Genomic DNA, 25,718 nt, shown 5'->3' with positions numbered 1-25,718 from the left:
ATCTGACACCAGAAAGGGAGGATTCGAATGAAGATCACTTACTATGGCCATGCGACAGTCCAGCTCGATATCGACGGGACGAGCGTCTTGATCGATCCGTTTTTGACGAGTAACCCGCATACGGACGTCGACCCGGCGACATTGAAAGCCGACTACATCTTGTTGACGCATGCGCATTTCGACCATATCGAGGACGTCGAACTGATCGCGAAAGAAACGGGCGCGACGATCGTCGCGACACATGAACTCGCGACCTATTACGAGAAAAAAGGCTATTCGGTCCACGGCATGAATATCGGGGGCGGGTATTCCTTCCCGTTCGGCCGTGTGACGATGACGCAGGCGTTCCACAGCTCGAGCCTTGACATGGGCGACGTCCCGGTCTATATGGGGATGCCGGGTGGCTTCATCATCGAGACGAACTCACTAACGCTTTACCATGCGGGTGATACGGCATTGTTCTCGGACATGAAACTGTACGGTGAACGGTTCGAGATCGACGTCGCCTTCCTGCCGATCGGGGACAACTTCACGATGGGTCCGGTTGACGCGCTCGATGCCGCCCATTGGCTGCAGGCGAAACGAATCGTCCCGATCCATTTCGATACGTTCCCACCGATCAAACAAGATGCACGTGCCTTTTGTGACCAGTTACATCAGCGCGGTCTGTTGATCGAACCGAACACGACGATCGAGATTTGATGACGCGTCAAGCGATTCAAGCGACCGAACGTTTCGTGACGAAGCTTCATACCGGAGATCATACCGGGCATGACATGAGTCATCTCGAACGGGTGCGTCGGCTCGCCGAACATCTCGCTGAAGGGATGGCGGTCGACCCGCTCGTCGTCACGCTCGCAGCGCTGCTTCATGACGTCGAGGACGCGAAACTCGGACGAGCCAAAGGGCTCGTCCGGCATCATCTCGAGACGATCGCCCTCAGTACAAGCCAGACGGATCACGTACTCGCCGTCATCGCGGAGACGTCGTTCTCGCAAGGCAGACTGCCGACGACGCTCGAGAGTGCGATCATTCAAGACGCAGACCGGCTCGATGCGGTCGGTGCGATCGGCATCGCCAGGACGTTCCAGTATGCCGGATCACGAGGCACACCGCTCTATGATCCGGACGACCCTTCGAGCGCCATCGCGCATTTTAGTGACAAACTGCTCTTGCTCGCAGACGGGATGCATACGGACCGGGCGAAAGCGATCGCCCGCGACCGTCACGCGTTCATGACGTCTTTCTTGAAGCAGTTCGAGGCGGAATGGGTTGGCGAAGATATGTAAAACGGCCGAGGAGGGATCCTCGGCCGTTTGGCGTTAAAATGGATGTTTATTGAGCCAATGCCCGCCGTCGAGCGAGATGCATTCACCGTTCAAGTAACGCATCTCATCCGACGTCATCCAGAAAGCGAGGTCGGCGATCTCTTCCGGTGTCCCGAAGCGGCCGAGCGGGACGTTGCGGCGGATGCGCTCGACTTCTTTGACGTGGACCGCGAGTTTGTCGGCCCCGCCAGTCCGTTCGATCGGTCCCGGGCTGATCGCGTTCACGCGGGCCCCGAACTGATAGCCCCATTCGACGGCGAGTGTCCGGGTCAAGTTCAGGACGCCTGCTTTAGCGGCGGCGCTTGGTGCGACACCAGCACCCGCCTGCCACGCGTACGACGCGACCATGTTGATGATCGAACCGTCACGGAGTTGTTCGCGCTCCCAGTGCTTTCCGAGGACGTGCGTACAGTTGAACGTGCCGTTCAAGACGATGTCGATGACACTCGTCCAACCGTTCGGTGTCAAATCGAGCATCGGACAGACAAAATTGCCGGCTGCGTTATTAACGAGCGCATGCACCGGACCGAATCGTTCGACAATCTGATCGAGCGCTTGGGCGCACGCCTCGTAATCGCGGACGTCGTGTTGGACGGGTAACGCTTGTCCCGCACCGATCGCCTCGAGTTCAGTCATCGTTTCTTGTAGGCGTTCCTCGTTGCGGCCGCTGATGGCGACGTTCCAGCCCTCTGTTTTAAATTTTAGCGCCATCGATTTCCCCATGCCGGACGAACCGCCGGTAATCCAAATCGTTTTCAAATGAATCTCCCCCTTTGAATGAATGGTAGTTCATTTTTAGTATTCGGGTTTGACTCTTGGGATTCCTGCAAAAAAAAAGCGACGGCCGTTTGGCCGTCACTGGAGCTGTTCCAAATAGTTTAATCCGAGCTCGCGGTCGATGCGATACATCGTCCCGGCGACTTTCTCGCCCCAATACGGGTCCGAGGCGTAGAAGACGTTGACACCTTCTTGCTTGTTGCCGGGGAACGGGCCGCGGTCGTACGATCCGGTCACATACTTCTCGGCGAACAAGCGGGCCGCAGCATCAACACTCGCCTCGACTGAAGCGAACGTCGAGGCGTTACCGCTCGGGTCGTCATCTGTCGCTTTGAACCCGAAGAGATTATTTTTATCGCGGGCGATCGCGGACGTCCCGTATCCCGACTCGTGACCGGCGACGGCGAGTAAGAACAGGGCGTTAATACCGAACTCGGCTTCGGCGTCCTTGAAGGCATCACCTTTTCCGGTGAGCGGACTGTCACCGAGCGTGGCAAGAAATTGATCGAGTTCGCGGGCCGAGTACGGCGATTTGGACTGAATCGAGGCGAATTGGTACGGTGAATCGAAGACGTCCCGGACGTTTTCTGTATAAAACCGGTCCGACGCTTCCTGAGGGGCCGGTCCGACCAAGAACGTCCCAGCCAAGTTCCCGTTCGCTTCAACGGTATGGAGCACTTGTCCGTCTCGCATCTCGTAGTAGCCGCGTTTCTCGACGACGGCGTCCGGGTATAGCGTCATGTCGGCCAGCGGTACGTACACGTCGGCACCGGAGATGGTGACTCGCAAATGGTCAGAACCCTTTCCGACGAGCCTAAGCCGGGTGCCGCCGGCGACGTACGACTGCCGCTCTTTGAACGCGGCATCTTTATACAGGTTCGTGACCCGGTCGGTCGGCGTGACGGCGATGCCGGTGCCGGTAAAGTCGATGACTTCGCCGGACGGGCCGAGCAAGGCGCGATTGTCGCCGCGTTCCATGTAAGTGCGGGCTTCAGCGAGCGACTCGAAGTGACGGGACGAGACGTCACCATCTGCGAACGTCTCGACGGTGTACGTCCCGTTGCCCCGCTCTTGTAACCAAAGAAAGCCGAAGATGGCAAGTGCTAAGCTGAGCAGGGCGGGCAAGAGCCGGCGTCGTTGTTTTTTCTTCAATAGGATCACTTCCAAACTTGAGGATTGCCAAACAGAGAAAACTAGTAAACAATTTTGTATGAGAGGAGGGAATGATATGAAAATTGGTACACGTACGTTAAAGACGGCGGTCGCGGCTGGGATCGCGATGCTCATCGCTGAGACGATCCATCTCGATTACTACGTCTTCGCGGCCATCATCGCCATCCTCAGCATCCAAGAGACGCGCAAGAAGTCATTTCGGGCCTCATATGAACGTGTCATGGCAAGTTTGCTCGCCATCGGGATGGGCGCGTTGATGTTCACGTTACTCGGCTATTCTCCAGCGACGCTCACACTTTATTTTGTCATGTTCATCCCGCTCGTTCAACAGCTCAAACTGCAGGACGGCATGATCACAAGTGTCGTCATCTTGACCCATCTGTACACCGAAGGACGGTTCTCACTCGACTTGTTCTTGAACGAACTCCTGTTGATCGCGATCGGGGTTGGCGTCGGACTCGTCGTCAACATGTACATGCCGACGCTCGATAAAGACATCGAGCGCATTAAAGAGAGTATCAACCGGGCGCTCGCGGTCCACTTCTATGACGTCGCAGCCTGTGTCGAGACCGGTGTGTACAATAACCATTCGATGATGCTGTTGAAGACGCGTGACTATTTAAAGAACGGGAAAGACTTGGCGCTCCGCCGGATGGGGAACTCGATCGGGAAGCGCAACGAAGACATGGACTATCTATACTTCCGGATGCGCGAGCGCCAGTACGACATTTTGAAGCGGATTGCTGATAATGCGCGGGAAATCACGATGGTCGTCAATGAGGCGAAACCCGTCGCCACATTTTTACGCCGCGTCGGCGACAACGTCAACGAGCAGGCTGACGCCTCGGCGTTTCTTCGCGAGCTCGAGGAGATCATCGACCATTATCGAAAAAACGTACCTCTCCCCACATCGCGTGAGGAATTTGAGGTACGCTCGTCACTGCTAAATATTTTGTCAGATGTAAAGAGTTACTTGATCTTGAAAGAACGATACATTCTCCTGTTACAGGAACATGGCCATTCCCGACAAAAACGTGCTAAGCAAGAAGATTGATACGATGACGACGACGCCGATTTGAATGATGCGTTGTCGTTTTTGTTGTTTTTTTCTCATGAGAATCCTCCAAAACGTGTTTGACCTCATTGTACAGAATGGAAAAGGTTCGTGCAAACGACATGAGTTTGTTATAATAACCAAGAAATGTTTGGATGGAGGGATGTTTTTATGGTAAACGAGACACGTGTGCTGGACACATTTTTACAGTTGGTCAGCATCGATTCAGAGACAAAAGAAGAAGCGGTCATCTGTGAGCATTTAAAGTCGGTCTTCACAGAACTCGGATGTGACGTCTACGAAGACGACGCATCGACGAAAACTGCGCATTCAGGAAACAATCTTATCGTCACGTTGGCTGCGACGAAACAGGGCGTTGACCCGATTTACTTCACGGCCCACATGGATACGGTCACACCAGGTAAAGGCATCAAAACGAGTATTAAAGACGGTTATATCGTCACGGACGGGACGACGATTCTCGGTGCCGACGACAAGACGGGGCTTACAGCGATGATCGAACTCGTTCGGGTCTTGAAAGAGGAGGCAATCCCACACGGTCAGATCCAGTTCGTGATCACGGTCGGTGAAGAATCGGGTCTCGTCGGTGCGAAAGTGCTCGACCTCTCGAAAATCGATGCGAAATTCGGTTTCGCACTCGACTCGGACGGACCGGTCGGCGATATTATCGTGGCAGCTCCAACCCAAGCAAAAGTGAACGCGAAAATTTACGGGAAGACGGCCCACGCCGGTGTCGCCCCAGAAAAAGGGGTCTCGGCGATTCAAATCGCAGCGAAAGCGATCGCAAAAATGAAGCTCGGTCGGATCGATGAAGAGACGACGGCTAACATCGGACGCTTCGAAGGCGGACGTGCGACGAATATCGTCTGTGATTACGTCGAAGTGCTCGCCGAGGCCCGTTCGCTTATCCACGATAAGATGGAAGCGCAAGCCGAAGCGATGAAGCAAGCGTATATCGAAGCGGCTGAGACGCACGGTGGTCGTGCTGAAGTCGAGATTGACATCATGTACCCGGGCTTCAAGTTCGAAGAAGGCGACGAAGTCGTCGAAGTGGCGAAGTCAGCCGCGACAGCGATTGGACGTCCGATTCGTATCCTTCATTCGGGCGGGGGCTCAGATGCTAACGTGATCGCCGGTGGAGGCATTCCGACGGTCAACCTTGCGGTCGGGTATGAAGAAATCCATACGACGAACGAACGCATGCCACTCGTCGAACTGTATAAGTTGATTGAACTCGTTGTTGAAATTGTCGAGCAAGTCGCAACACGGGAAACAAACTAAAAAAAGAGCCGACGCTAAGTCGGCTCTTCCTATGTGTTCGTGTGTTTATGCGGCGAACTCCAACGATTCTAAGACGAGTTCGTCTGAGCAGTGAAGTTCGGTCGCTATGTCGTGAATTCGGATCGAGGTGCCTGCATCTTGTTGGTGTTTGCGATTCATTGAAGTCGCTCGTTCCCGAATCACTTCATACAAAGCATCGGAATGTTCAACTTTATTCATCACGGATCACATCCTTTTCAACGAGTGACTCAAGTATAGCATGGATTAGGCTAGCAGAAAGGACAAATATATTTATGAAGTTACATTTTTTAGGAACTGGTTCAGGCATGCCCTCGAAACAACGGAACGTTTCCGGGCTCGCACTCATATTGCCTAAACAGACGTGGCTGATCGATTGCGGGGAGGCGACCCAGCACCAGATTCTCCATACCACGATCAAACCGCGAAAAGTATCGGCTGTTTGGATCACGCATCTACACGGAGACCATGTCTTCGGGTTGCCAGGTTTCTTATCGACGCGTTCCGCCCTCGACGGAAAGGATCCGCTCACGCTGTACGGGCCGCGTGGCATCAAGCAATGGCTCGAGCTGACGTTGAAACTGACCGGTTCATATTTAGGCTATGACCTGACGATTGTCGAATATGAGGACGGGGACACGTTCGAGCAAGACGGTCACCTCGTCACGGTGCGGAAGCTCGCGCATCGCTTTCCATCTTACGGGTTTCGCATCGAGGCACCGGCGCGTCCGGGGACGCTCCTCGTCGACAAAGTGAGAGCACTCGGTATTCCGAGCGGTCCAATCTATCAGACAATCAAACAAGCAGACACGTTTGAATTTGCAGGGAAAACATACGCGTCTAAAGAATATGTCACAGAATCGGTCCGTGGAGCGATCGTCGCCATCTTAGGGGATACGACTCCGTGCGAGAATGCATTCGTGCTCGCACAAGCTGCCGACGTTCTTGTCCACGAGGCGACGTTTATGCAGGGGGAGTCAAAACTTGCGAGACAGTATGGTCACTCGACGACGGTCGAAGCCGCAAGGCTCGCGAACGAGGCAGGTACGGGCCGGTTGATCGTCACCCATATCTCGGCCCGCTACCAAGGCCGGGAAGCAGAATTTGAGGCCGAGGTCGTGTCTGGGTTTGCGGATAGCCATGTGGCAACCGACTTTTCCGAGTTTATAGTGGGGGATTGATGTGACAATACAACTATACGTTTGGCTAGGTTTCATCGTCATCAGCCTGTTGCTAGGTGTAAGATTGAATCAGTTGAAAGAACCAGAACCGAACTTTTTCGCCAAGTTCTTATTCTACTCGTTGCTCGGAATCGTTTCGTTTCCGATCGGCGGGTTTCATATCCCAATCGGATTTTTGATGTCATTCTTGTTCTTTCCAAAACGAAACAGCCGGTATAAATGGTACGGGGCGCTCGTCGGCTTCTTCTTCTTCATCGTTTTACTGTTCGTACCTTTGTTCGACCAATCCGAATTCCGGGCCGAATCTCAACAAATCGGGCCGGTGTCGGTGCAAGACGAGTCGTTCGACCGGATGACAGATACGATTTTACGCCGGATCAACGGCGAGGTGATCAAGCTCGATCGTAGCAAGATGATTGTCGACCGGGACGGTGAACTGCAGTCACTCGAGTATTTGCTCATGGTCGAACGCAACAGCTCGTTCCAGCAAATCCGCATCAACTATGACGACTCAGGGGAACTTGAGTATCGTCAAGTCGATGAGATGAACAAAAGTTCCGGTCGAGCCTTTTTCGAGAAGCTCGTTGACTTCGAACACGTGATCGAAGCCGTACGGGGGACAGCGTGGGAAGACTTTGCCAAACAAGTCGAGGCACCGCTCTTGCAGCTCTCATTTGACGGACTGTACGACATGTACACGTTCGAGAACGAAGCGATGCTCATGATCAACCGGGACGGACGAATCGTCAAATTCTGGCTCCAGCGCGAACCCGTGCTCGCCAACAGTATTCAATTGACCGGTTTGACCCGTGAAGGCAGAACGACAGGCGAAAAATATACGATTCTTTACAACTACTCCATCCACCAACGAGAGGATTTGACGGATCAATGAAAAAATTGCTCATCATGGGTATGATGATACCTTTATTGGCAGCTTGTGCTGGAGAAGAGACATCGAACGGACAAAGTGAGTCTTGTGACGTCGAACCGACGATTTCCGTTTACGACGCGTCGACGGAAGAGACGTTGTACCATGAGAAAAGTGTCTGCCTAGAGGATGGGGCGACGGTGCTCGATGCCCTCAAGGCGACAGAATTGCCGATTGATTCGGTCGGAAGCGGGGAGATGACCTACGTCACGGCAATCGACGGGATTCAAGAAAAATCGGCCGGTCAGTCATCTGGCTGGGTGTACGCCTTTAACGGCAGCCCTGGCGATGAAGGGGCGGCTGCAAAAGAAGTCGAGTCCACCGATATCATCCAATGGCGGTTTGAAGAAGATGCGATTTCTTTCTTCGAATGAGGCGGATTGGGAGCGTAGACATGCTGTCACGCTCCTTTTCTTTCTACTCGTCCATCTGTACGTCTTGATCCATGTGAACGGTTCGTTAAGTCTGCTCGCCGGGCTGGTCTTGTTGTTACTGTTAGAGCGGCGCTTTCCCGTTGCGATGCTCGGTCTGCTTGTCGCGTTCGCGCTGATCTCGCTCGCACCGATTTTGCTCCAGTGGGACGTCTCCATCCGTGCGCTCAGCGGCCAAATTGTCCGCTTGGCGACGTTTTTACTCGGAATGGTTTGGGCGAGCCGTTTCATGCGATTAGAACGGCTATTGCCGCTCTTGCGACGCTTTCCGCAATCGACCCGGTTGCTGTACGGTGCTTGGGCGCTCGTCCCGTCCATGGAACGGGCCATCCGTTTGTCGCTCCGTAGTCACCAGCGACAAGATTGGCGAGAAGCGATCGTCGTCGGGATTGACAGCCAGCGCCGTGAACCCGTTTACGCGTTGCCGCGCCTACGTTCATTCCAAGGTGATGATCTCGTTCATCTGTTCATCCTGTTTATTTGCTTTGTGGCGGCGCTTAAGTGGTCACCACTCATCTGGTTGCTTTACCCGTATTTGACGAAAGGAGGTGTGCGAGATGCGTTGGTTATCCTCAGAGCACGGACATCAGCAAATTGAGGAGTGGGTCGCTTCAGAGCGGGCCCATATCGTCAATCTCGATGACCCGCTCGCCGGTTCGGTCGCTTCACTGCTCGCCGGTGATGATGCGATGCGCGGCGCCGAACTGGCAGCTCTCTTGCAAATCGATCATCTGTCCAAAAAACGATTTGATGAATGCTCGAGCGGAGAACAACAGCTCGTTCGAATCGCTCATGTGCTCGGCGAAAATCCCGATGCGCTCGTTCTCATCGAGCCGTTCCGTTATCTCGATCGATTCCGAAGCGAACACTTGTCGATGCTGCTTCGGCGGCTAGGACAGCTCGGGATTAGCGTCGCTTATACGGACCGGTCGCGTGAAGGCGGTGCAACACATGCGTTTACGGTCGTAAAGTCCTCTAGTGAAGCATCGATTAACGTCAAAGACGTGTCCTATCGTCATCCGTTGCAACCCGCCTACGCGGTCGAACACGTGTCGTACCGTTCTGACGGACCAGGGTTAACGGTGTGCATCGGGACGAACGGCAGTGGCAAGTCGACACTCCTAGAACTGATGGCGAAGAGTCTGCGTCCGTTATACGGGAAAGTGAAGTTATCAGAGCGGCCGCTCTATCTTCCGGCAGACCCCGAGTACGGGCCGTTCCCAAAATCGTTGAATCGACGAGTCGAACAGTTGCAGGCGGTACTCGCGTCCACGTCGTCACTCATCGTCCTCGACGAGCCGACGGTCGGACTGTCGGAGAACGAACGCGACGCCTTCGTTGCGGCAATCGTACAAAAAGCCGAGACGGCGCGTGTTTTATGTGCGACCCACGATGAACGCTTGATTGCGGCGGCAGGTCATGTCTTATGTATGGCGAGCGGAGCGGTCGTGTTTGACGGCACGCGCGAACAGTACGTGGATCGGAGTACGTTATGGTCACTTACGTCCTCGCCCTCATAACCGCGTTCGCACTTTTGTCGAAGTTTGAGCGGACGAAGTCACCTATTTCTGTATTGACGCAGCTTCTTGCGCTCGCCGTCATCGGACGGTGGCTTTTCATGGCCATCCCGAACGTGCAACCGACGACTGCACTATTGATGCTGACCGCGCTCTATTTTGGATGGACGAGTGCAGGCATGCTCGCTTTATTCGTCCCGATTTTATCGGGACTTTTACTCGGCCTCGGTCCGTTCGTTTTGTATCAGTTTCTCGGTTGGCTGCTCGTGATCACGCTCGTTTACTTGTTACGACCGATCTTGTTACGGTCGCGCATGTTACTTTGGTCAATCGGGCTCGGCTCTGGTTTTTTATTCGGCTGGACGGCGAACTTGTCGTTCGCGGAAGTGATTGGAGCCGACTTTATCAAATTGCTCATCCTTAGCTTGCCGTTCGATTTGGCTCATGGAATCGCAAACGTCTTCTTTTTGATCGTCCTACACGATTTATTCGTTCGCATATTTGTCCGAGAAGACGGGTAAACATGAGTACTACTCGAGTGAGGTGGTTGAGCATGGGCGGATACGTCAATATGTATGAGATCGGTTTGTTCCTCTTCATCGGACTATTGTTTATGGCCGTCAATATCTTCTTGATGTCGCGTCGGCTCATTCGGACACGATACGCGATGTTGAGCATCCTCGCTTCTAGCGTTTGGCCGGCACTGATGATCGTCTTGTCCGTTCAAAACGTCAATCTTCTCGAGGAGCTACGAACCCGAACGGTCACACTTGAAGCCGTGTTCGCCTGGTCACTTGTCGTCACGACGGCACTCATGACGGTGATACCAGCTTTTATCTTTATTCGACGTCTGATTCAGCTGTCACGCCATGGCGACTGATTCCTCAACCTAAACAAGCAGAGCGACTCAAACGTTTGAGTCGCTCTGCTTGTTTTAGGTTCAAGATGTCGGGAGCTGTTCGACCGAGGCATCTGTCGGTTTTTGGAATCGACGTAAAATTTCGAGACTGACCGCTCGCGGCATAATTTTCGCGAGTCCGACGAGCGCTTGGTTCGACAAGCCTGGGATGATGACCCGTTTATTTTTCATGACGCCCTTATAACCGAAGAAAGCGACGAGATGAGACGGCATTTTCGATACCATCATTTCACTGCCGGCCCGGTTAAAGAAACCGGTGTCGGTCGGACCCGGGCAAAGGACGCTGACGTTTACGCCTGTGCCTTTCGTCTCGGCATGGAGCGCTTCTGTAAGCAATAAGACGTACGCTTTCGTCGCATAATAGACGGCCATATACGGTCCCGGCTGGAATGCGGCGACAGAGGCGACGTTTAAGACGTAGCCGTGATTGCGGGCGACCATGTCAGGCAAGTACGCTTTCGTCAACTCGGTCAAGGCGTTGACGTTCAACCGGACCTCTTCGGCCTCGGTTTCCGCATCGAGCTCGATAAACTCGCCGGCCGTACCGAAACCAGCGTTATTGATTAAAAAATCGACCGTGAGCCCGGCGTCGTCAATCGCGTTCGTCAACCGTTTCACGGCGTTGTGTTCAGATAGGTCGAGTGCGAATACGTGCACGTTAATCGTGTATCGTTTTTCAAGCACTTTTTTGAGTTCATGTAACCGTGGCTCGCTACGAGCTACGAGAATACAGTCAAATCCATCTCGGGCCGCTAAGACGGCGAGATCTAGGCCGATGCCAGTCGAGGCACCGGTAATCAAGGCTGTTTTTGTCAAAATCGTCCACTCCTTCAATTAAAAAGTCATACATTGTTACTGATTTCTTCACCAGTTGTTAAATTCCTGCTTCGTCGACACGCTTGAACGTGTGCTAAAGTATATCAAGAATATGTGATTAGACTCACAAAGTCAGGAGAAAAAACAGATGATGATTCAGCTAGTTACTACAGCACAAAGCGTCGAACAAGCAGAGGCGCTGATCATGGCGGGGACAGACCGTCTATATATCGGAGAGTCGACGTTTGGTTTACGCCATAAAGGTGACTGGTCGCTTCCTGCTGTGAGAGAAGTCACAGCGCTCGCCCATCGTTACGGCAAAGAAGTGACGGTTGCCGTCAACAATTTGATGCATAACGATCAAATCGAGGCGTTGCCGGATTACTTACACGCGCTCAAGCAAATCGGGATCGACAGTGTGACGGCGGGCGATCCAGGTGCAATCCGCTTGATCCGTAATGCAAATATCCCCTATTGGTACGATGCTCAAACGCTCGTCACGTCGGCGCGACACATTCAATTTTGGGGTAAGCGCGACGCGATCGGGGCTGTCGCGGCCCGTGAAGTGACACTGACCGAACTCGGGATGATTCAACAGCAGATCGGGCTCCCCGTCGAGGTTCAAGTGTACGGACCAACATGTATCCATCACTCGAAACGACCGCTATTGACGAACTATTTCAATGAGATCGGTCGGTCGAGAGGGGACGCGGAAGCGCGCGAGTACTATATGAGCGAACCGTCTGATGCGGACAGTCGCTATCCCGTCTACCAAGACGACAATGGGACGCACGTCTTCTCCGAAGATTTGACGCTCATGGGTCAATTGCCGGTGCTCTTAAAAGGCGGACTGCATACGTGGAAACTCGATGGGTGGCATGCCGGGGATGCGTTCGTCGACATCGTCCGTCTGTTCGACAAAGCCCGGTCGGATTTGTTGAATGGCCAGTTCGACCGCACGCTCATGGAACGGCGTCTCGCCGAACTCCAACCTGAACAATTCCGGCTTGGGACCGGACTGCTGTTAAGAAATCCAGAAGAGATCAAGTGAGGGGATCAAGATGAAAAAACGTCCAGAACTACTAGCTCCGGCAGGAAACTTAGAAAAATTAAAGATGGCGATTCTTTACGGGGCCGATGCGGTCTTTATCGGTGGTCAACAGTTCGGGCTCCGCTCGCGGGCCGGCAACTTCGGATACGAGGAGATGACTGAAGGCGTCGCATTCGCGCACGAGCGCGGGGCGAAAGTGTATGTCGCCGCGAACATGGTGACCCATGAAGGGGATATCGATGGCGCGGGCGATTTCTTCTGTCGACTCCGTGACATCGGCATCGACGCCGTCATCGTCTCGGACCCGGCCATGATCGAGGTCTGTCTCACGGACGCGCCCGGTCTTCCGGTCCATTTGTCGACCCAGGCGTCGGCGACAAACTACGAGACGCTCCGTTTTTGGCAAGAGGAAGGACTAGAGCGAATCGTTCTCGCCCGTGAAGTGTCGATGGAAGAAATCAAAGAGATGAAGCGTCAAGTCGACGTCGAGATCGAGGCGTTCGTCCATGGCGCAATGTGTATCTCCTACTCGGGACGTTGCACGCTGTCGAACCATATGGCGCTCCGCGATGCGAACCGCGGCGGCTGTGCCCAGTCGTGCCGCTGGAAATACGGCTTCTTCGAGGCGGATGAGTTGTTGACAGATGACATGGCAGCGCGCGATGAGGAACCGTTCTCGATGAGTTCGGTCGATCTTGCGATGGTCCGGCACATACCCGATTTGGTCGATGCCGGCGTCGATAGCTTGAAAGTCGAGGGACGGATGAAGTCGATCCATTACGTGGCGACCGTCTGTAACGTCTATCGTCAAGTCATCGACGCCTACTGCGAGGATCCTGAAGGATTCGTCTTCGACCCGGCATGGGAAGAAGAGATTTGGAAAGCGGCGCAACGGGAGCTCGCGAGCGGGTTCTATTACGGCATCCCGACCGAGAAAGAGCAATTGTTCGGCAAACCGCGCGCCATCCCGCAATATGCGTTCGCAGCGCGCGTCATCTCGTATGAAGCGTCGACAGGCATGGCGACGCTCGAGCAGCGTAACCATTTCCGTCGCGGAGAAGAAGTCGAATTCTTTGGTCCCGGGTTCGTCCGCTTCACGCAACGGATCGACGAGTTGTTCGATGAGACCGGGATGCCGCTCGAGACGGCGAACCAGGCGATGATGACGGTACGCGTCAAAGTCGACCAACCTGTCGCGACCGACTTCATCATGCGTAAGCGAAAAGCGGGTGTCGCGAGCACGTCTGTACCGAGCCCGGTCTGACACATCCGGTAAGACAACATAGTCGACCGTTCCATCCAATCTTGCTAACCTATTAACATAGACGAAAAAGGGGATGGAAGCATGAATCAAAATACGGAGCAGCTCCGGACCGATCCGATCGGACGCCTGCTGTTCAAGCTGTCGCTGCCGGCGATGATCGGCATGCTGGTGACGGCGCTCTACAATATCATCGATACAATCTTCGTCGCCCGCGGGATCGGGGCAACTGCCGTGGCCGCCATCGGAATCGCTTTTCCAATTCAAATGATTCTCATGGCCGTCTCAAGCGCGGTCGGACTTGGCGGGGCCTCGATCAGTTCACGGAAGCTCGGCAAAGGGGACGATGCCGGTGCCGCCGTCACGTTTTTGAACGTGCTCGTCCTCGTCGGTGTGTTCGCCGCCTTCGCGGTCAGTTCCGCCTTTTTCATGTTGGACGACATCTTGACGGTGTTCGGGGCGACGTCAGCCATCATGGAATTGAGTCGTCAATACTTATCGGTCGTGCTTATCAGCTCACCGTTCTTCATGTTCACCCTCGCCGCGAGCGCAATGGTGCGGGCTGAGGGGCAAGCGCCGTATCAGATGAAAGTGATGCTCACGACTGTCGTCGTGAACTTAGTGACGACGCCGTTGTTCATCTTCACGTTCGGCTGGGGCATATACGGGGCCGCTTGGTCGACGGCGCTCGCTCAAGTCGTCGGATCGGTCCTCATGCTCCGATTCTTCTTCGCGAAAAAAAATCGCCGGACCGAGCTCGACTTCCAATGGCGGAAGTTTCGACTGCGGTTCGGCGAGTTGAAAGAGATTATGGCGATCGGGTCGTCTTCGTTTATCATGATGGTGTCGCAGTCGATTTTATTCGTCGGCGTCAACGTCATGCTCGGGACGTATGGTGGCACCGAAGAGCTTGCCATCTTCGCGATCATCAATAAATTCATGGCGCTCGTCGGGATGCCGATCATGGGCATCGTCCAAGGCATGCAACCGATCGTCGGCTACAACTTCGGAGCCAGACAATTCGACCGGATGCGAGAGACGATCTGGACGGCGATGCGGGCCGGCATTGCCATCGCCGTCATCATCTGGCTGACGCTCCAGTTGATTCCGGAACCGCTCATGCGCATGTTCACGTCTGACGCCAACTTGATTGCCGGCGGCGTCACGGCGATTCACGTATTGTTCGCTGTCTCGTTTCTCCCGAGCGTGCAAATGCTCGTCAACGGCATTTATCAATCACTCGGGAAAGCCCGCGTCGCGATGTTCTTGTCTTTATCGAGACAGACGCTCTATACGATTCCACTCGTCTTCATCTTACCGAACTACTTCGGTGTGTTCGGCGTTTGGCTCGCGTTTCCGATCGCTGACGGTTTGACTTTCTTGACGGCGGTCGGCATGGCGGTATGGGACCGCAAGCTATTGTTCCGTCCGTCTGAAGAAGAGGCAGAAGCGAAAGTGACCAACTTATGAAACGACGTCCGTTCTTGTAGAGCGGGCGTCTTCTTTTAGGAACAAGTAGATTCCGCCGAGCAAGACGGCCGCGCCGATCCATTGCATCACGCCGAGCCGTTCCTCGAAAAAGACGAATCCGAACAACATGCCCCAGAGCGCTTCACCGAGGATGGTGATGCTGACGACGGTCGCGCTGACACGAGCGAGAGCGTAGTTGAACAAGTTATGTCCTAAAATCGTTGGGAAGAAGGCAAGGGCGAGGAAATACCACCAGTTGACAGATTCGAAGGCGGTAAAAGTCGTCCCCCGGAAGAGGAGCATGAAGCAGAGAACGACCGTGGCGACGAAATAGACGCTGAACGAGTATGTATTCGTGTTCATTTCGGCACGGACGTGTTGGCCGACGAGCCAATAGCCGGCGATGAGCAGAGCGGCGACTAAGGCGAGTAGGTCCCCAAACAGAGCTTCACGTCCGAGTTGAAGGTCACCTGCCGCGACGAGCATTCCGCCCAAAACAGCGATGAGCGCGAAAGCCAACCCTTTTCGTGTCGGATGCTTTTTAAAAAAGAGTGCATTTCCAATCAAGACGAAAATCGGGCTCGACGTCACGAACAATGTCGAACTCGCGACGGTCGTATAGTCAAGCGATAGAAACCAAAGCCAAAAATGAAACGCGAGCAGTGTCCCGCTGAGCAACAAGGCGTATCGCGTCATAAGGCGTGTCCCAATGAGTGACTTGAAGTCAACAAATGGCAGTAGCATCACACACGTGATCAGCATGCGGTAAAATGCGGCCGTCTCCGCCGGTGCGGACGTCCATTTGACGAACAAGACGCTCGTCGATAGGAAAAAGACGGCGGCAAATAAAATTAAATAAGACAACAGGCATCCCCCTTTGGTTTTGTACATATTCCTCTAATGATATAATGAAACATACGAGAAAAAACATTCTTTTTCGAAAGTGTCGTTCTAACAAGGTCGTTCGAACGACAACGAAAGTAGGGATCACATGAGATTAATCATTGCGGAGAAACCGTCGCAGGCACAAAAGCTGGCAGCGCCATATCCATCAAAAAAGAAAAAAGACGAGATTGAAATCGCAGCGTGTCAACGTTTCCCAGAAGGTGCCATCGTCGTTTGGGCGGTCGGACACTTATGTGAACTCCAAGAGCCGTCTCACTACCGTCCGGAGTGGAAATCTTGGAAATATGAGTCACTTCCGATCGTCCCAGACCGGTTCGACTACCGCATCTCGCAGGGCAAGTCGAAGCCGTTCCAGACAATCAAAAAATGGCTTCACGACCGCTCCATCACGGACGTCATCATCGCTTCCGACGCCGAGCGGGAAGGGGAGGCGATCGTTCGCCTCATCTTGAGGCTCGCGGGCAACAAAAAACCGCTCGAGCGCTTATGGATCTCGAGTTTGACCGAGCAGGCGGTCGATCGCGGTTTCGCCCAGCTGTTGCCTGGTGACCAGACGATTCCGTATTACCACGAGGCGATGAGCCGCGCCTGTGCCGACTGGCTCGTCGGCATGAACGCATCAAGAGCGTATACGACGCTGTTAAAGACGATCGGGATTGAAGACGTATTCTCGCTCGGACGCGTCCAGACGCCGACGCTCGCCTTGATCGTCAATCGGGAGCGTGAAATCAAACAGTTCGTCCCGGAGCTTTATTTCGAGGTCGAAGCGACGCTCCAAAAAGGACGGGGCACGTTCAAAGCGAAATATACGCTCGGCAAGACGACGAAGTTGAAGACGCATGAACAAGCCGAAGCGGTCGTCAACCGAGCGACCGGGACGGCGATCGTAAAATCAATCGATAAAGAAGAGAAAGTGGAACACCCTCCGTTCTGGTTCAGTCTGTCGGGTCTCCAAGCTGAGGCCGGCAAACGCTTTGGTTTCGGGGCGAAGAAGACGCTCGATATCGCCCAGAAGCTGTACACGAAAGGGTGGATCAGTTATCCACGGACCGATTCCAGTTTCGTGACGCCGGACGAGGCAACGCTGTTCCCCCAAACGAAAGCACGGCTGTTGAAGTCTGCGGCATATGCCGGACTCGCTGACGTGTTGACCGAGAACCCGTCCCGGAACAGCCGCTACGTCAACGCGAAAAAAGTGAGCGATCACTACGCGATCATTCCGACCGAAGCGTGCGGCGATGTGGGTCGACTTAGCGGGGATGAGGCGAAGCTGTATGACTTGATCAACCGCCGCTTTCTCGCAGCGTTCGCCCCCCCGGCCAAACTCGAGAAGACGACCGTCGACTTGATGGACGGGGAAGACTTATACCGGGCAAAAGGGACGGTCGTTGTCAGCCCCGGGTACCGTCAAGTCGTCGAGATGAAGTCAAAAGACGTCGAGCTTCCGGTGCTGACAACCGGTGAGCCGTTGACTGAAAAGAAAGTCGAAGTGTTATCGAAACAGACAGAGCCTCCAAAACGGTATACGGAAGGCGCGCTCATCATGGCGATGAAAGTCGCCGGGAAACAGCTCGACGACGAGGAACTGATCCATATCATGAAAGAAGTCGAGGGGCTCGGCACGGAAGCGACTCGGGCGAACATCATCGACGGCTTGAAGAAGCGGGGTTATGTTGAACTTCAAAAGAAAGAGCTCGTTCCGACCGATAAAGGCCGTCTGTTAATCGATGTGCTCGGCGACAGCATTCTCGCCTCGCCGGCCATGACCGCGAAATGGGAGAAGCGGCTCCATGAGATCGGACAGGCGTCTGCGTCTGCGGCCGAATTCATCGACCAGGCGAAAAAGATGTCGATTCATCTCGTCGAAGAAGCCAAAGCGAGAGTCGCGGCGGCGAATCCGGAAGGCTATACGATTGAACCGAGACGATTCGGGAAGAAATCTGCCTCGCGGCCAAAAGCGTCGTTTGGCGTCTGTCCGAGCTGTGGAAAAGGACTCGTCGAGCATCCGAAGTTCATCGGTTGCAGCGGCTACCGCGAAGGCTGCAAATTCACCGTGTCAAAACAAGTTCTCGGCGTCGGACTCGCGAAAGATGAACTGAAACAGATGATCAACGGCGGGCAGTCAAATGTTCATGCGTTCAAAAAAGGCGACAAGACGTTTGATGCCACGCTCTACCTTGAAAAAGGGGCGCTCCGTTTCGAATTCAAATAAAAATAGAGCCATCCGTCGTGGATGGCTCTATTTGTCCTGCTGATCTTGTTCGGTGATGCGGCGATTGATCTCATCGTAATCGAGAACGATGTCATCTTTGTTGTCTTTGTAGGCGTATCCTTTTTGGATGACGACGACAGAGGCGACCAAGACGAGTAAAATAATCAATCCGCTCACGGCAAATATCCATCCCATGGCGCATTCCTCGCTTTCTTTCTTTTAGTATGACAAAAAGCTGAGACGTTCTCCATGTTTGAGTCTCTCACAACTGTTACAGGTTTGAAATGGTTGGTCTCTGGATTAGATATGATACAATAACATATAGAAGAACACTGACAGAGAAGGTAGGGATGACTATGGCGATTTTGATTGTCGACGACGAACCGGTCAATACGATGGTTCTCGAACAATTATTGCATCAACACGATTATGAGACGGTCTCGGTCTCAAGTGGTGAAGATGCTCTCGCGCTCCTCATGGACCCGCAAGCCCCGTCGCTGTATGACCTCGTCCTGCTCGATGTCGAGATGCCGGGCATCTCAGGGATTGAAACGTGCAAACGGATTCGACAAATGACAGGATATGAAGAACTGCCGGTAATCATGGTGTCGGGCCGGACCGAAGAGAAGCAAATTGCCGAAGGGCTAGATGCTGAAGCGTCCGACTATACGACGAAGCCGATCAAAATCACCGAACTCCTCGCTCGGATTCGCTCGGCGCTCCGTTACAAAGCGGCCGTCGATGAACGGAAAAAATATGAGGCGCGTCTCCAATATGACCTGGATTTGGCCCAAAAGATTCAGCAGAGCGCACTGACCCCACCAATCAGTAGCGCGGAAATCGATATGCGGGCGCTGTACCTGCCATCTAAAAAATTGGCGGGTGACATGTACGCCTGGTTCCAAGTCGCGCCTGATCGTTACGGTGTCATCATCTTCGACGTGATGGGTCACGGCGTGTCTTCAGCCTTGATCACGATGGGAATCCGCTCGATCTTGCCAGGCCTTGTCGCCAACGTCCAGTACCCGGTTGACGTCATGACCGAACTGAACCGACAGATGACGTTTCTGTTTTCGGGCGACGATATGCAAAGTTATTTCACGGCCGTCTATTGTTACATCGATACGACGAATCAACGCATCGAGTACGTCAATGCCGGCCATCCGCCTGTGATCGTAACGTCTCCGGAAGGGATGACTCGTCTCGAGACGACTGGGGTGCCGGTCGGCATGTTCGAGGAACCGAATTATGAATCGAAAGAAATCAAGATCACGCCAGGTATGGTCCTGCATATGTACACGGACGGACTGATGGAATGTTACAGCAAAGACATCGATGACGGAATCCGTTGGCTTGAAAAAGACATCGCCACGTACGGCTTAGAATTTGCCCGTCACGTTGCCGAACGGCTCGTCCCGAAAATTGAGATTGACGACGACTTGTGTCTCGTCACGTTAAAGCTAACTTAAACGACAAAAGGATGAGACCGTCGCTCGTGACGATTTCATCCTTTTGTCTAGAAATAACGTTTCCGCCATAAGATATAAAAGGCGAGACTCGAAAAACCTACCATCAATGTGATGGCAAAGATGAAGCCGATTGGTTGACCTTCGAACGGGACTTGGACGTTCATCCCAAAGATCCCGGAAATCATCGTCGGAATGCTGAGCACGATCGTGATCGACGCCAAGAACTTCATGACGAAGTTGACGTTGTTCGAGATGATCGACCCGAACGCATCCATCTTAATGCTGATGATGTCGTTATAAATCGAGGCCATCTCCATCGCCTGACGATGCTCGACGAATACGTCTTCTAACAAGTCTTCATCTTCTTCATGCTTCTCAAGACTCGGCGTCTTGACGATGCGGTCGAGGACGCTGTCATTCGCTTTGAGCGATGTCATGAAGTAGACGAGCGACTTCTGTAAGTTCATCAACTGGAAAATTTCCTGATTTCGCATCGAACGTTGAAGTTCTTGCTCTAGCTCTTCCATTCGCCGGTCGATCTGGCGAAGGAACCGCAAGTACGTCATGCTGACTCGGTGCAAAATCTGGAAGACGAACCGGCTGCGATAGTTTGTCCGGAACAAGCGGGCTTTGCCGTTAGCGAACAAGTTGAGTACATCGAGGTCACGCGAACAGACGGTGATGAAATGTCGTCCCGTGACGATGATACCGAGTGGGATCGTATTATAGGCACGTCCCGTATCGTCTTCTTCGACGTATGGAACGTCAATGATCATGAGCAGGCCTTCGTCATCTTTCTCAAAGCGCGGCTTTTCTTCAATATCAAGTGGGTCGTACACGAAGTCTTCAGGAATGCCGGAGGCGGCAATGACTTGATCGGCCTCGTCTTTCGTCGGATTGACGAGTTGGATCCAGCTTCCTTTGTCAAAGTCTTCGATCTCGTGCACACGACCAGATGCGTCGGTACGGTAAATCGTTAGCATAATCTTCCTCCTACCTTAGCTCAACTTTATTATAGGTAGGCGAGTAGGAGAGTGCAATCGCAAAGAAGGAGATTTTTTGTTTTCTCTCGAAAACATACTACAGTGAGTTAAAATGTCAGAAGGAATGAGTAGAAGGAGGGATGGAGATGACTCAAACACCTCAAAACGCTCTGTTTAATGAAGAGAAATTAGCAGAGCTCCATCAAATCGCAAGTGGAAATAAAGATTTTCTGAAAAAGATTGCAGAGACGTACGTCGCGCAGTTCGAGGCGAAGTTTCCTGAATTAAAGCGCGTGGTCGAGACGAAAGATCATGAACAAATCGAACAACTCGCCCACTTGTTAAAGGGCGCCTCTTATTCGGTCGGACTCGACGAGACGGCGTCGCATTTCCAACAACTTGAACTCGCCGGTGAGACGAACGAGGTCGAGAACCTTGAACCGGTGCTTGAAGACATCGAGCATCAAATGAAACGGTTCGCTGTCGAGTGGGACGCCTATTTCAATCGATTGGTGTAATGAAAGAGGGGCCGCAATTTTGCGGCCCCTCCGTTTGTCATTAGGCTAAAAACTCATCGAGCGTCGCGATCAACATGCCGATCTCAGGCTTCGTGATTTGTGCGTTCGCGCCGACGGCGTCGCCTTTATGTTTCAAGTCGTTTGAGATGAGTGACGAGAAAATTACAATCGGTAATGTCGCGTAGCGGTCCATTTCGCGCAGCCGTCTCGTCAAATGTAACCCGTCCATTTGTGGCATCTCGATGTCGGTGATGAGCAGATCGCACTCGACACCATCTTGCTCGAACGCATCAAGCGCTTCTTTCCCGTTGTTGAAGATTGTCGTGTTGAAGTAGCCTGCCTCATCGAGCGTGTCGATAATCAAGGTGCGGAGCATCTCCGAATCTTCTGCGATCCACACTTGTTTGTTCGAGCGTTCCCTTGCACCGAGTCGTTTGACAGATTCACGAGCCATGATGTCTTTTCGTGACAACTCGAGAGCGATGCGCTCATAGTCGAGAAGAATGATCATTTGGTCTCCTGTTTTGACGACGCCGTTCGTGATGCCTTGGACACCGCGGGCGAGATCTGACGGTGTATCGATCTGTTCCCATGAGATGCGCTTGATCTCTGTCACTTGGTCGACTCGGAGCACCGATTTCTCACCGTTAAACTCACAGACGATCAAGCGATCCCCGTCTCCGGCTTCACGAGGATGGCCGATGACCATCGGGAGATCGATGACCGTCATGACTTCACCGCGTAGTTCGATCAACCCCATGATCGCCTCAGGCGTTCCAGGTAACGGGGTGAGTGGAAGCATCGTGATGATCTCGCGAACCTTCATGACGTTAATCCCGAAAATAAACGGGCCTGACTGGAAAATGACGATTTCTAACTCGTTCGTACCTGCTTCAAGTAAAATATTATGATCCATGCTCAATGGTGGTCCCTCCTATATCGCGTTCTCTCTTCCTCTCTATCGGTCAAATCGATCAAAGTCTTCAGTTGAAAAGTGTCAAAGTCAGGTCAAAAATCACGAAAAGTCATGGAGTAACCGTTTACATTACATAAACTGAATCTTTATAGTTGTTCAACGGAATTGATTTTGCATACAATGAGGGTGGCAACGAGATATCACAGCTTACTCAGGAGGCAGATAGAGATTATGAGTATGAACACGTATCCATATTTAATTAACGGGCAATGGCAAGAATCAACAACAAATGAGACGATCGAACTCGTTTCACCTTATACAGAAGAAATCGTCGGACACGTCCAAGCGATGTCGCGCGACGAAGTCGACGAGGCGATTCACGGTGCTAAACGTGCACAACAAGAGTGGGCGGCGCTTCCGGTCAACAAGCGCGCCGAGCTGTTGTACGCATGGGCGGACAAACTCGAAGAACGCGTCGATGAGATCGGTCAAATCATCATGCGCGAAGTCGGGAAGAACTTGAGCGACGCGAAGAAAGAAGTCGTCCGCACAGCTGAGATTATTCGTTATACGGCTGAGGAAGGACTTCGTTTCACAGGTGGATTCATGCAAGGCGATTCGTTCCCGGGCGGATCAAAGAATAAAATGGCGATCATCAAAAAAGAGGCACTCGGTGTCGTTCTCGCGATCTCACCATTCAACTATCCGGTCAACTTAGCCGCTGCTAAAATCGCCCCGGCCCTTATTACAGGGAACGCGGTCGTCTTTAAACCGGCGACACAAGGTGCGATCAGTGGCGTCAAAATGGTCGAGGCACTGCAAGACGCCGGTCTTCCGAGCGGATTGTTGAACCTCGTGACGGGTCGCGGTTCGGTCATCGGCGACTACTTGACGTCGCACCCAGGTGTCGACATGATCACATTCACAGGCGGTACAGGAACCGGTCAACATTTGTCACAACAGGCATCGATGGTCCCGGTCGTCTTAGAGCTCGGCGGCAAAGACCCGGCGCTCGTCTTAGAAGACGCGGACATGACGCTTGCGGCGGATCAAATCGTCAGCGGTGCGTTCTCATACTCGGGTCAACGTTGCACGGCGATCAAACGCGTCTTCGTTCTCGAAGATCAAGCAGACGAACTCGTCGCCATGTTGAAACAGCGTGTCGAGAAGCTCACGGTTGGTTCGCCAGTCGACAACAGCTTCATCGTCCCGCTCATCGACAAAAAGTCGGCTGACTACGTTCAAGGCTTGATTGACGACGCCGTCAACAAGCGTGCGACGGTCGTCCACGGTAACGAACGTGACGGCAACCTGCTCCACCCGACGCTGCTCGATCACGTCACGCGTGAGATGCGTGTCGCTTGGGAAGAGCCGTTCGGACCTGTTCTTCCGATCATCCGTGTCAGCTCGCTCGACGAGATGATCGAACTGACGAACGAGTCAGAGTTCGGTCTTCAAGCGAGCGTGTTCACGCAAAATGTGAACAGTGCGTTCACGGTCGCCGACAAGCTTGAAGTCGGTACGGTCCAAGTCAACGGTCGAACGGAACGCGGTCCTGACCACTTCCCGTTCATCGGTGTGAAACAATCAGGTCTCGGTGTCCAAGGGATTGGACGCAGTCTTGAAACGATGACACGCGATAAAGTGACCGTCATTAACTTATAAACGATTGGAGGGGAGAAATCCCCTCCTTTTTTTGTGCCATTGAAATCCCTTCTTTCTGACAGGTATAATGAATGAAGATAGGTGGAAGGGGTTGTGTGGACGTGGCGAACTGGATTTCAAGCCAACTGGCAAGACTCGATATTCCGACACCGTTTGAGGTCGGTAACGTGAACGTATACATTGTAGAGCATGGGGGCCGGTTTTTCATGGTCGACTGTGGCCCGGATACGGAAGAGGCATGGGCGTCCTTGAACGGTGAATTGGCTGAACTCGAACTGACGCTAGCGGATATCGATTTTCTATTTTTAACGCACCATCATGCCGACCATGCCGGTCAAGCTTGGCGGCTACGCGATGCCTCGATTCCAGTCTATGGTCACGAGAAGCTCGTTCGTTATTTGGAACAGACACCGAACTTTATTAAAAAAGGCAATCACTTCTTATATGAACTGGCTCATTGGTTTGGGGCACCGGAGTCGATCATCACCAAGTTACCGGACTATCGGGAGGCGCTGCGTTGGATCGGTCCGACGACCGTCACGATGACGTTCGAAGAAGGACAAGACGTGACGAGCGACGGGGCATGGAAGACGATTCATCTGCCGGGACACGCGAGCGATCAACTCGGACTTCTCGGACCGGGCGGCGTCTTGATCGCCGGTGATCATTTGATCGATGCGGTCGAACCGAATCCGTTGATCGAACAACCGTATGAGGACGAAGGGTTTGCGTCACCGGTCTTACTGTATCTCGACTCGCTTAGAAAGCTACAGGAGCTTGATATTAAGCTCGTCGTGAGCGGACACGGCAATCCGATTCAGCATCCGCGGGTACTCATCGAATCAAGGATCAGTCAACGCTATGAACGGAGCGAACAGCTGCTGAACGACTGGGCCGACGGCTTGAGTGTGTTCGATTGGTCGATGCGGCTGTACGGGCGGAAGATGCGCCGGGCGATGCCGCTTGTCTTCAGCGAAGTGTTCGCGCGGTTGACATTGCTCGAGGAGCGCGGTCATGTCGTCAAGCAGTTAGCCGATGGCAAATGGATTTATGTGAGAGTGGAGGAAGCAATGGAATGAGACATATTGTGATCACGGGTGCGTCGAGCGGCTTTGGTGCCGCTTTGGCGCATTCTTTTTCGGCAGCGGGCTATAAGCTGACGTTAATTGCCAGAAACGAGACGCGCCTTCGAGAGCTCGGGACGAAACTATCTGCAGACTGGATGGTCGCGGATGTTTTGACAAGTTATGAGACGCTCGTCGACGATGTCGTACGGAAATATGGACCGATCGACGGTTGGGTCAACAACGCCGGCGTCGGTGAGTTTGACCGGGTCGTTGATCAAACGACGGACGTCATCGAAGAGACGATGCGCTTGAACGCGATCGCGCCGATGGTGATGTCGCGTGACTGTGGGCGCCGGATGAAGCGAGGCGGGACGATCATAAACGTCTGCTCGCAAGCTGCCAAAGTGCCGACCCCGAAGTCGGCCGTGTATGCCGGATCGAAAGCGGCGTTGCTCCAGTTTTCAAACGCGCTCCGGCTCGAGCTGAAGCCGGCAGGTGTCCATGTACTGACGGTCAATCCTGGTCCGATCAACACGCCGTTCTTTGATCGTGCTGATAAGACGGGGCGCTATGAACAGAGTGTGCGTCGTATCATGCTCGACCCAGATCAGTTGGCACAGCGGGTCGTCTCAGCGTTTGAACAGTCGAAACGTGAAGTCAACGCCCCGTGGTGGATGGACTTAGGCGGAAAACTGTACGCAATGTGCCCGATTTGGTTCGAACGGTTGGCAAAACGGGGATTTGACAAAAAGTAGT

General features: G+C 53.3%; 28 protein-coding genes. 20 read left to right on the top strand and 8 right to left on the bottom strand.

What is annotated here, in order from left to right; translation table 11 throughout:
- The first annotated feature begins 27 nt into the window (after positions 1-27).
- The gene (locus tag EVJ24_RS04120) at positions 28-702 is read left to right on the top strand and encodes a metal-dependent hydrolase (protein ID WP_131439827.1); all 675 of its coding nucleotides are present in this window, start codon (positions 28-30) and stop codon (positions 700-702) included.
- Entirely contained in the window at positions 702-1,289 is a 588-nt protein-coding gene (locus tag EVJ24_RS04115; protein WP_071397697.1) for an HD domain-containing protein, read from the top strand. The genes EVJ24_RS04120 and EVJ24_RS04115 overlap by 1 nt, the downstream gene beginning before the upstream one ends.
- Positions 1,290-1,322: 33 nt before the next feature.
- Here the strand turns inward: EVJ24_RS04115 and fadH are convergent, their stop codons facing one another.
- Both fadH and EVJ24_RS04105 read right to left on the bottom strand, forming a co-directional pair.
- Entirely contained in the window at positions 1,323-2,093 is a 771-nt protein-coding gene (gene fadH, locus EVJ24_RS04110) for a 2,4-dienoyl-CoA reductase (RefSeq protein ID WP_201740346.1), read from the bottom strand.
- 90 nt (positions 2,094-2,183) lie between these two features.
- On the bottom strand, positions 2,184-3,266 hold the full coding sequence (locus EVJ24_RS04105; RefSeq protein WP_233589587.1) for an N-acetylglucosaminidase: 1,083 nt from the start codon (positions 3,264-3,266) through the stop codon (positions 2,184-2,186).
- Positions 3,267-3,333: 67 nt separating this feature from the next.
- On the opposite strand from EVJ24_RS04105, the gene EVJ24_RS04100 reads away from it, so the two are divergent.
- Both EVJ24_RS04100 and EVJ24_RS04095 read left to right on the top strand, forming a co-directional pair.
- Positions 3,334-4,332 carry an aromatic acid exporter family protein gene (locus tag EVJ24_RS04100; RefSeq protein WP_071397694.1) on the top strand — a complete coding sequence of 333 codons (999 nt, stop codon included), beginning with the start codon at positions 3,334-3,336 and terminating at the stop codon, positions 4,330-4,332.
- A gap of 171 nt (positions 4,333-4,503) precedes the next feature.
- Positions 4,504-5,634 (top strand): M20/M25/M40 family metallo-hydrolase, encoded by a 1,131-nt coding sequence (locus EVJ24_RS04095; protein WP_070327082.1) that lies wholly within the window; start codon positions 4,504-4,506, stop codon positions 5,632-5,634.
- 45 nt (positions 5,635-5,679) lie between these two features.
- Here EVJ24_RS04095 and EVJ24_RS15435 read toward each other — a convergent pair whose 3' ends face one another.
- Positions 5,680-5,853: a hypothetical protein gene (locus EVJ24_RS15435; RefSeq protein ID WP_167615642.1), complete on the bottom strand. Its 174-nt coding sequence runs from the start codon at positions 5,851-5,853 to the stop codon at positions 5,680-5,682.
- Positions 5,854-5,927: 74 nt separating this feature from the next.
- Here EVJ24_RS15435 and rnz point away from each other — a divergent pair, with 74 nt between their 5' ends.
- From rnz to EVJ24_RS04060, 7 genes are read left to right on the top strand one after another with little or no spacing between them, the layout of a single operon-like run.
- The gene (rnz, locus tag EVJ24_RS04090) at positions 5,928-6,833 is read left to right on the top strand and encodes a ribonuclease Z (RefSeq protein WP_131439821.1); all 906 of its coding nucleotides are present in this window, start codon (positions 5,928-5,930) and stop codon (positions 6,831-6,833) included.
- Between the two features lies 1 nt (position 6,834).
- Positions 6,835-7,725, top strand: coding sequence for a hypothetical protein (locus EVJ24_RS04085; protein ID WP_071397691.1), 891 nt, complete (start codon positions 6,835-6,837; stop codon positions 7,723-7,725).
- Positions 7,726-7,739: 14 nt separating this feature from the next.
- Positions 7,740-8,135: a DUF4430 domain-containing protein gene (locus EVJ24_RS04080; RefSeq protein WP_236637552.1), complete on the top strand. Its 396-nt coding sequence runs from the start codon at positions 7,740-7,742 to the stop codon at positions 8,133-8,135.
- A complete protein-coding gene (locus EVJ24_RS04075; RefSeq protein WP_131440096.1) occupies positions 8,113-8,790 on the top strand; it encodes a hypothetical protein in 678 nt (225 codons plus the stop codon). The genes EVJ24_RS04080 and EVJ24_RS04075 overlap by 23 nt, the downstream gene beginning before the upstream one ends.
- Positions 8,750-9,712 carry an ATP-binding cassette domain-containing protein gene (locus tag EVJ24_RS04070; RefSeq protein WP_131439817.1) on the top strand — a complete coding sequence of 321 codons (963 nt, stop codon included), beginning with the start codon at positions 8,750-8,752 and terminating at the stop codon, positions 9,710-9,712. The genes EVJ24_RS04075 and EVJ24_RS04070 overlap by 41 nt, the downstream gene beginning before the upstream one ends.
- Positions 9,685-10,230: a hypothetical protein gene (locus EVJ24_RS04065; protein WP_131439815.1), complete on the top strand. Its 546-nt coding sequence runs from the start codon at positions 9,685-9,687 to the stop codon at positions 10,228-10,230. Before EVJ24_RS04070 ends, EVJ24_RS04065 begins: the two co-directional genes overlap by 28 nt.
- Positions 10,231-10,247: 17 nt before the next feature.
- Positions 10,248-10,589, top strand: a complete 342-nt coding sequence (locus tag EVJ24_RS04060) for a hypothetical protein (RefSeq protein ID WP_236637551.1) — start codon at positions 10,248-10,250, stop codon at positions 10,587-10,589.
- A 60-nt stretch (positions 10,590-10,649) separates the two neighbouring features.
- Here EVJ24_RS04060 and EVJ24_RS04055 read toward each other — a convergent pair whose 3' ends face one another.
- Entirely contained in the window at positions 10,650-11,444 is a 795-nt protein-coding gene (locus EVJ24_RS04055) for an SDR family NAD(P)-dependent oxidoreductase (RefSeq protein WP_236637550.1), read from the bottom strand.
- Between the two features lie 148 nt (positions 11,445-11,592).
- On the opposite strand from EVJ24_RS04055, the gene EVJ24_RS04050 reads away from it, so the two are divergent.
- From EVJ24_RS04050 to EVJ24_RS04040, 3 genes are all read left to right on the top strand, one after another.
- Positions 11,593-12,495 (top strand): peptidase U32 family protein, encoded by a 903-nt coding sequence (locus EVJ24_RS04050; protein WP_131439811.1) that lies wholly within the window; start codon positions 11,593-11,595, stop codon positions 12,493-12,495.
- 10 nt (positions 12,496-12,505) lie between these two features.
- On the top strand, positions 12,506-13,759 hold the full coding sequence (locus EVJ24_RS04045; RefSeq protein WP_131439809.1) for a peptidase U32 family protein: 1,254 nt from the start codon (positions 12,506-12,508) through the stop codon (positions 13,757-13,759).
- A gap of 81 nt (positions 13,760-13,840) precedes the next feature.
- Positions 13,841-15,226 (top strand): MATE family efflux transporter, encoded by a 1,386-nt coding sequence (locus EVJ24_RS04040; protein WP_131439807.1) that lies wholly within the window; start codon positions 13,841-13,843, stop codon positions 15,224-15,226.
- On the opposite strand, the gene EVJ24_RS04035 is transcribed toward EVJ24_RS04040, so the two are convergent.
- A complete protein-coding gene (locus EVJ24_RS04035) occupies positions 15,221-16,090 on the bottom strand; it encodes a DMT family transporter (protein WP_236633371.1) in 870 nt (289 codons plus the stop codon). The genes EVJ24_RS04040 and EVJ24_RS04035 overlap by 6 nt on opposite strands.
- A gap of 127 nt (positions 16,091-16,217) precedes the next feature.
- Here EVJ24_RS04035 and EVJ24_RS04030 point away from each other — a divergent pair, with 127 nt between their 5' ends.
- Positions 16,218-18,344, top strand: coding sequence for a DNA topoisomerase III (locus EVJ24_RS04030; RefSeq protein WP_131439803.1), 2,127 nt, complete (start codon positions 16,218-16,220; stop codon positions 18,342-18,344).
- Positions 18,345-18,371: 27 nt separating this feature from the next.
- Here EVJ24_RS04030 and ytzI read toward each other — a convergent pair whose 3' ends face one another.
- Complete coding sequence (ytzI, locus tag EVJ24_RS04025) at positions 18,372-18,539, bottom strand: YtzI protein (RefSeq protein ID WP_131439801.1); 168 nt, start codon at positions 18,537-18,539, stop codon at positions 18,372-18,374.
- Positions 18,540-18,700: 161 nt separating this feature from the next.
- Here ytzI and EVJ24_RS04020 point away from each other — a divergent pair, with 161 nt between their 5' ends.
- On the top strand, positions 18,701-19,813 hold the full coding sequence (locus EVJ24_RS04020; protein WP_131439799.1) for a PP2C family protein-serine/threonine phosphatase: 1,113 nt from the start codon (positions 18,701-18,703) through the stop codon (positions 19,811-19,813).
- 47 nt (positions 19,814-19,860) lie between these two features.
- On the opposite strand, the gene EVJ24_RS04015 is transcribed toward EVJ24_RS04020, so the two are convergent.
- Positions 19,861-20,796: a magnesium transporter CorA family protein gene (locus tag EVJ24_RS04015; RefSeq protein ID WP_131439797.1), complete on the bottom strand. Its 936-nt coding sequence runs from the start codon at positions 20,794-20,796 to the stop codon at positions 19,861-19,863.
- A gap of 146 nt (positions 20,797-20,942) precedes the next feature.
- Here EVJ24_RS04015 and EVJ24_RS04010 point away from each other — a divergent pair, with 146 nt between their 5' ends.
- Positions 20,943-21,314 (top strand): Hpt domain-containing protein, encoded by a 372-nt coding sequence (locus EVJ24_RS04010; protein ID WP_236637549.1) that lies wholly within the window; start codon positions 20,943-20,945, stop codon positions 21,312-21,314.
- Positions 21,315-21,354: 40 nt separating this feature from the next.
- On the opposite strand, the gene EVJ24_RS04005 is transcribed toward EVJ24_RS04010, so the two are convergent.
- Entirely contained in the window at positions 21,355-22,230 is an 876-nt protein-coding gene (locus EVJ24_RS04005) for a chemotaxis protein CheV (protein ID WP_084812901.1), read from the bottom strand.
- 228 nt (positions 22,231-22,458) lie between these two features.
- On the opposite strand from EVJ24_RS04005, the gene EVJ24_RS04000 reads away from it, so the two are divergent.
- From EVJ24_RS04000 to EVJ24_RS03990, 3 genes are all read left to right on the top strand, one after another.
- Positions 22,459-23,895, top strand: a complete 1,437-nt coding sequence (locus EVJ24_RS04000) for an NADP-dependent glyceraldehyde-3-phosphate dehydrogenase (protein ID WP_070327910.1) — start codon at positions 22,459-22,461, stop codon at positions 23,893-23,895.
- A gap of 101 nt (positions 23,896-23,996) precedes the next feature.
- On the top strand, positions 23,997-24,974 hold the full coding sequence (locus tag EVJ24_RS03995) for an MBL fold metallo-hydrolase (protein ID WP_236637548.1): 978 nt from the start codon (positions 23,997-23,999) through the stop codon (positions 24,972-24,974).
- On the top strand, positions 24,971-25,717 hold the full coding sequence (locus EVJ24_RS03990) for an SDR family NAD(P)-dependent oxidoreductase (protein WP_070327099.1): 747 nt from the start codon (positions 24,971-24,973) through the stop codon (positions 25,715-25,717). Before EVJ24_RS03995 ends, EVJ24_RS03990 begins: the two co-directional genes overlap by 4 nt.
- Position 25,718 lies beyond the last annotated feature (1 nt).

Origin of the sequence: Exiguobacterium sp. SH1S21 (genome assembly GCF_004337175.1) — a bacterium.
GTDB classification, from domain to species: Bacteria; Bacillota; Bacilli; order Exiguobacteriales; family Exiguobacteriaceae; genus Exiguobacterium; species Exiguobacterium aurantiacum_A.
Note: the sequence above shows the minus strand (reverse complement) of the source record. Positions and strands in the feature narration are given on the sequence as shown.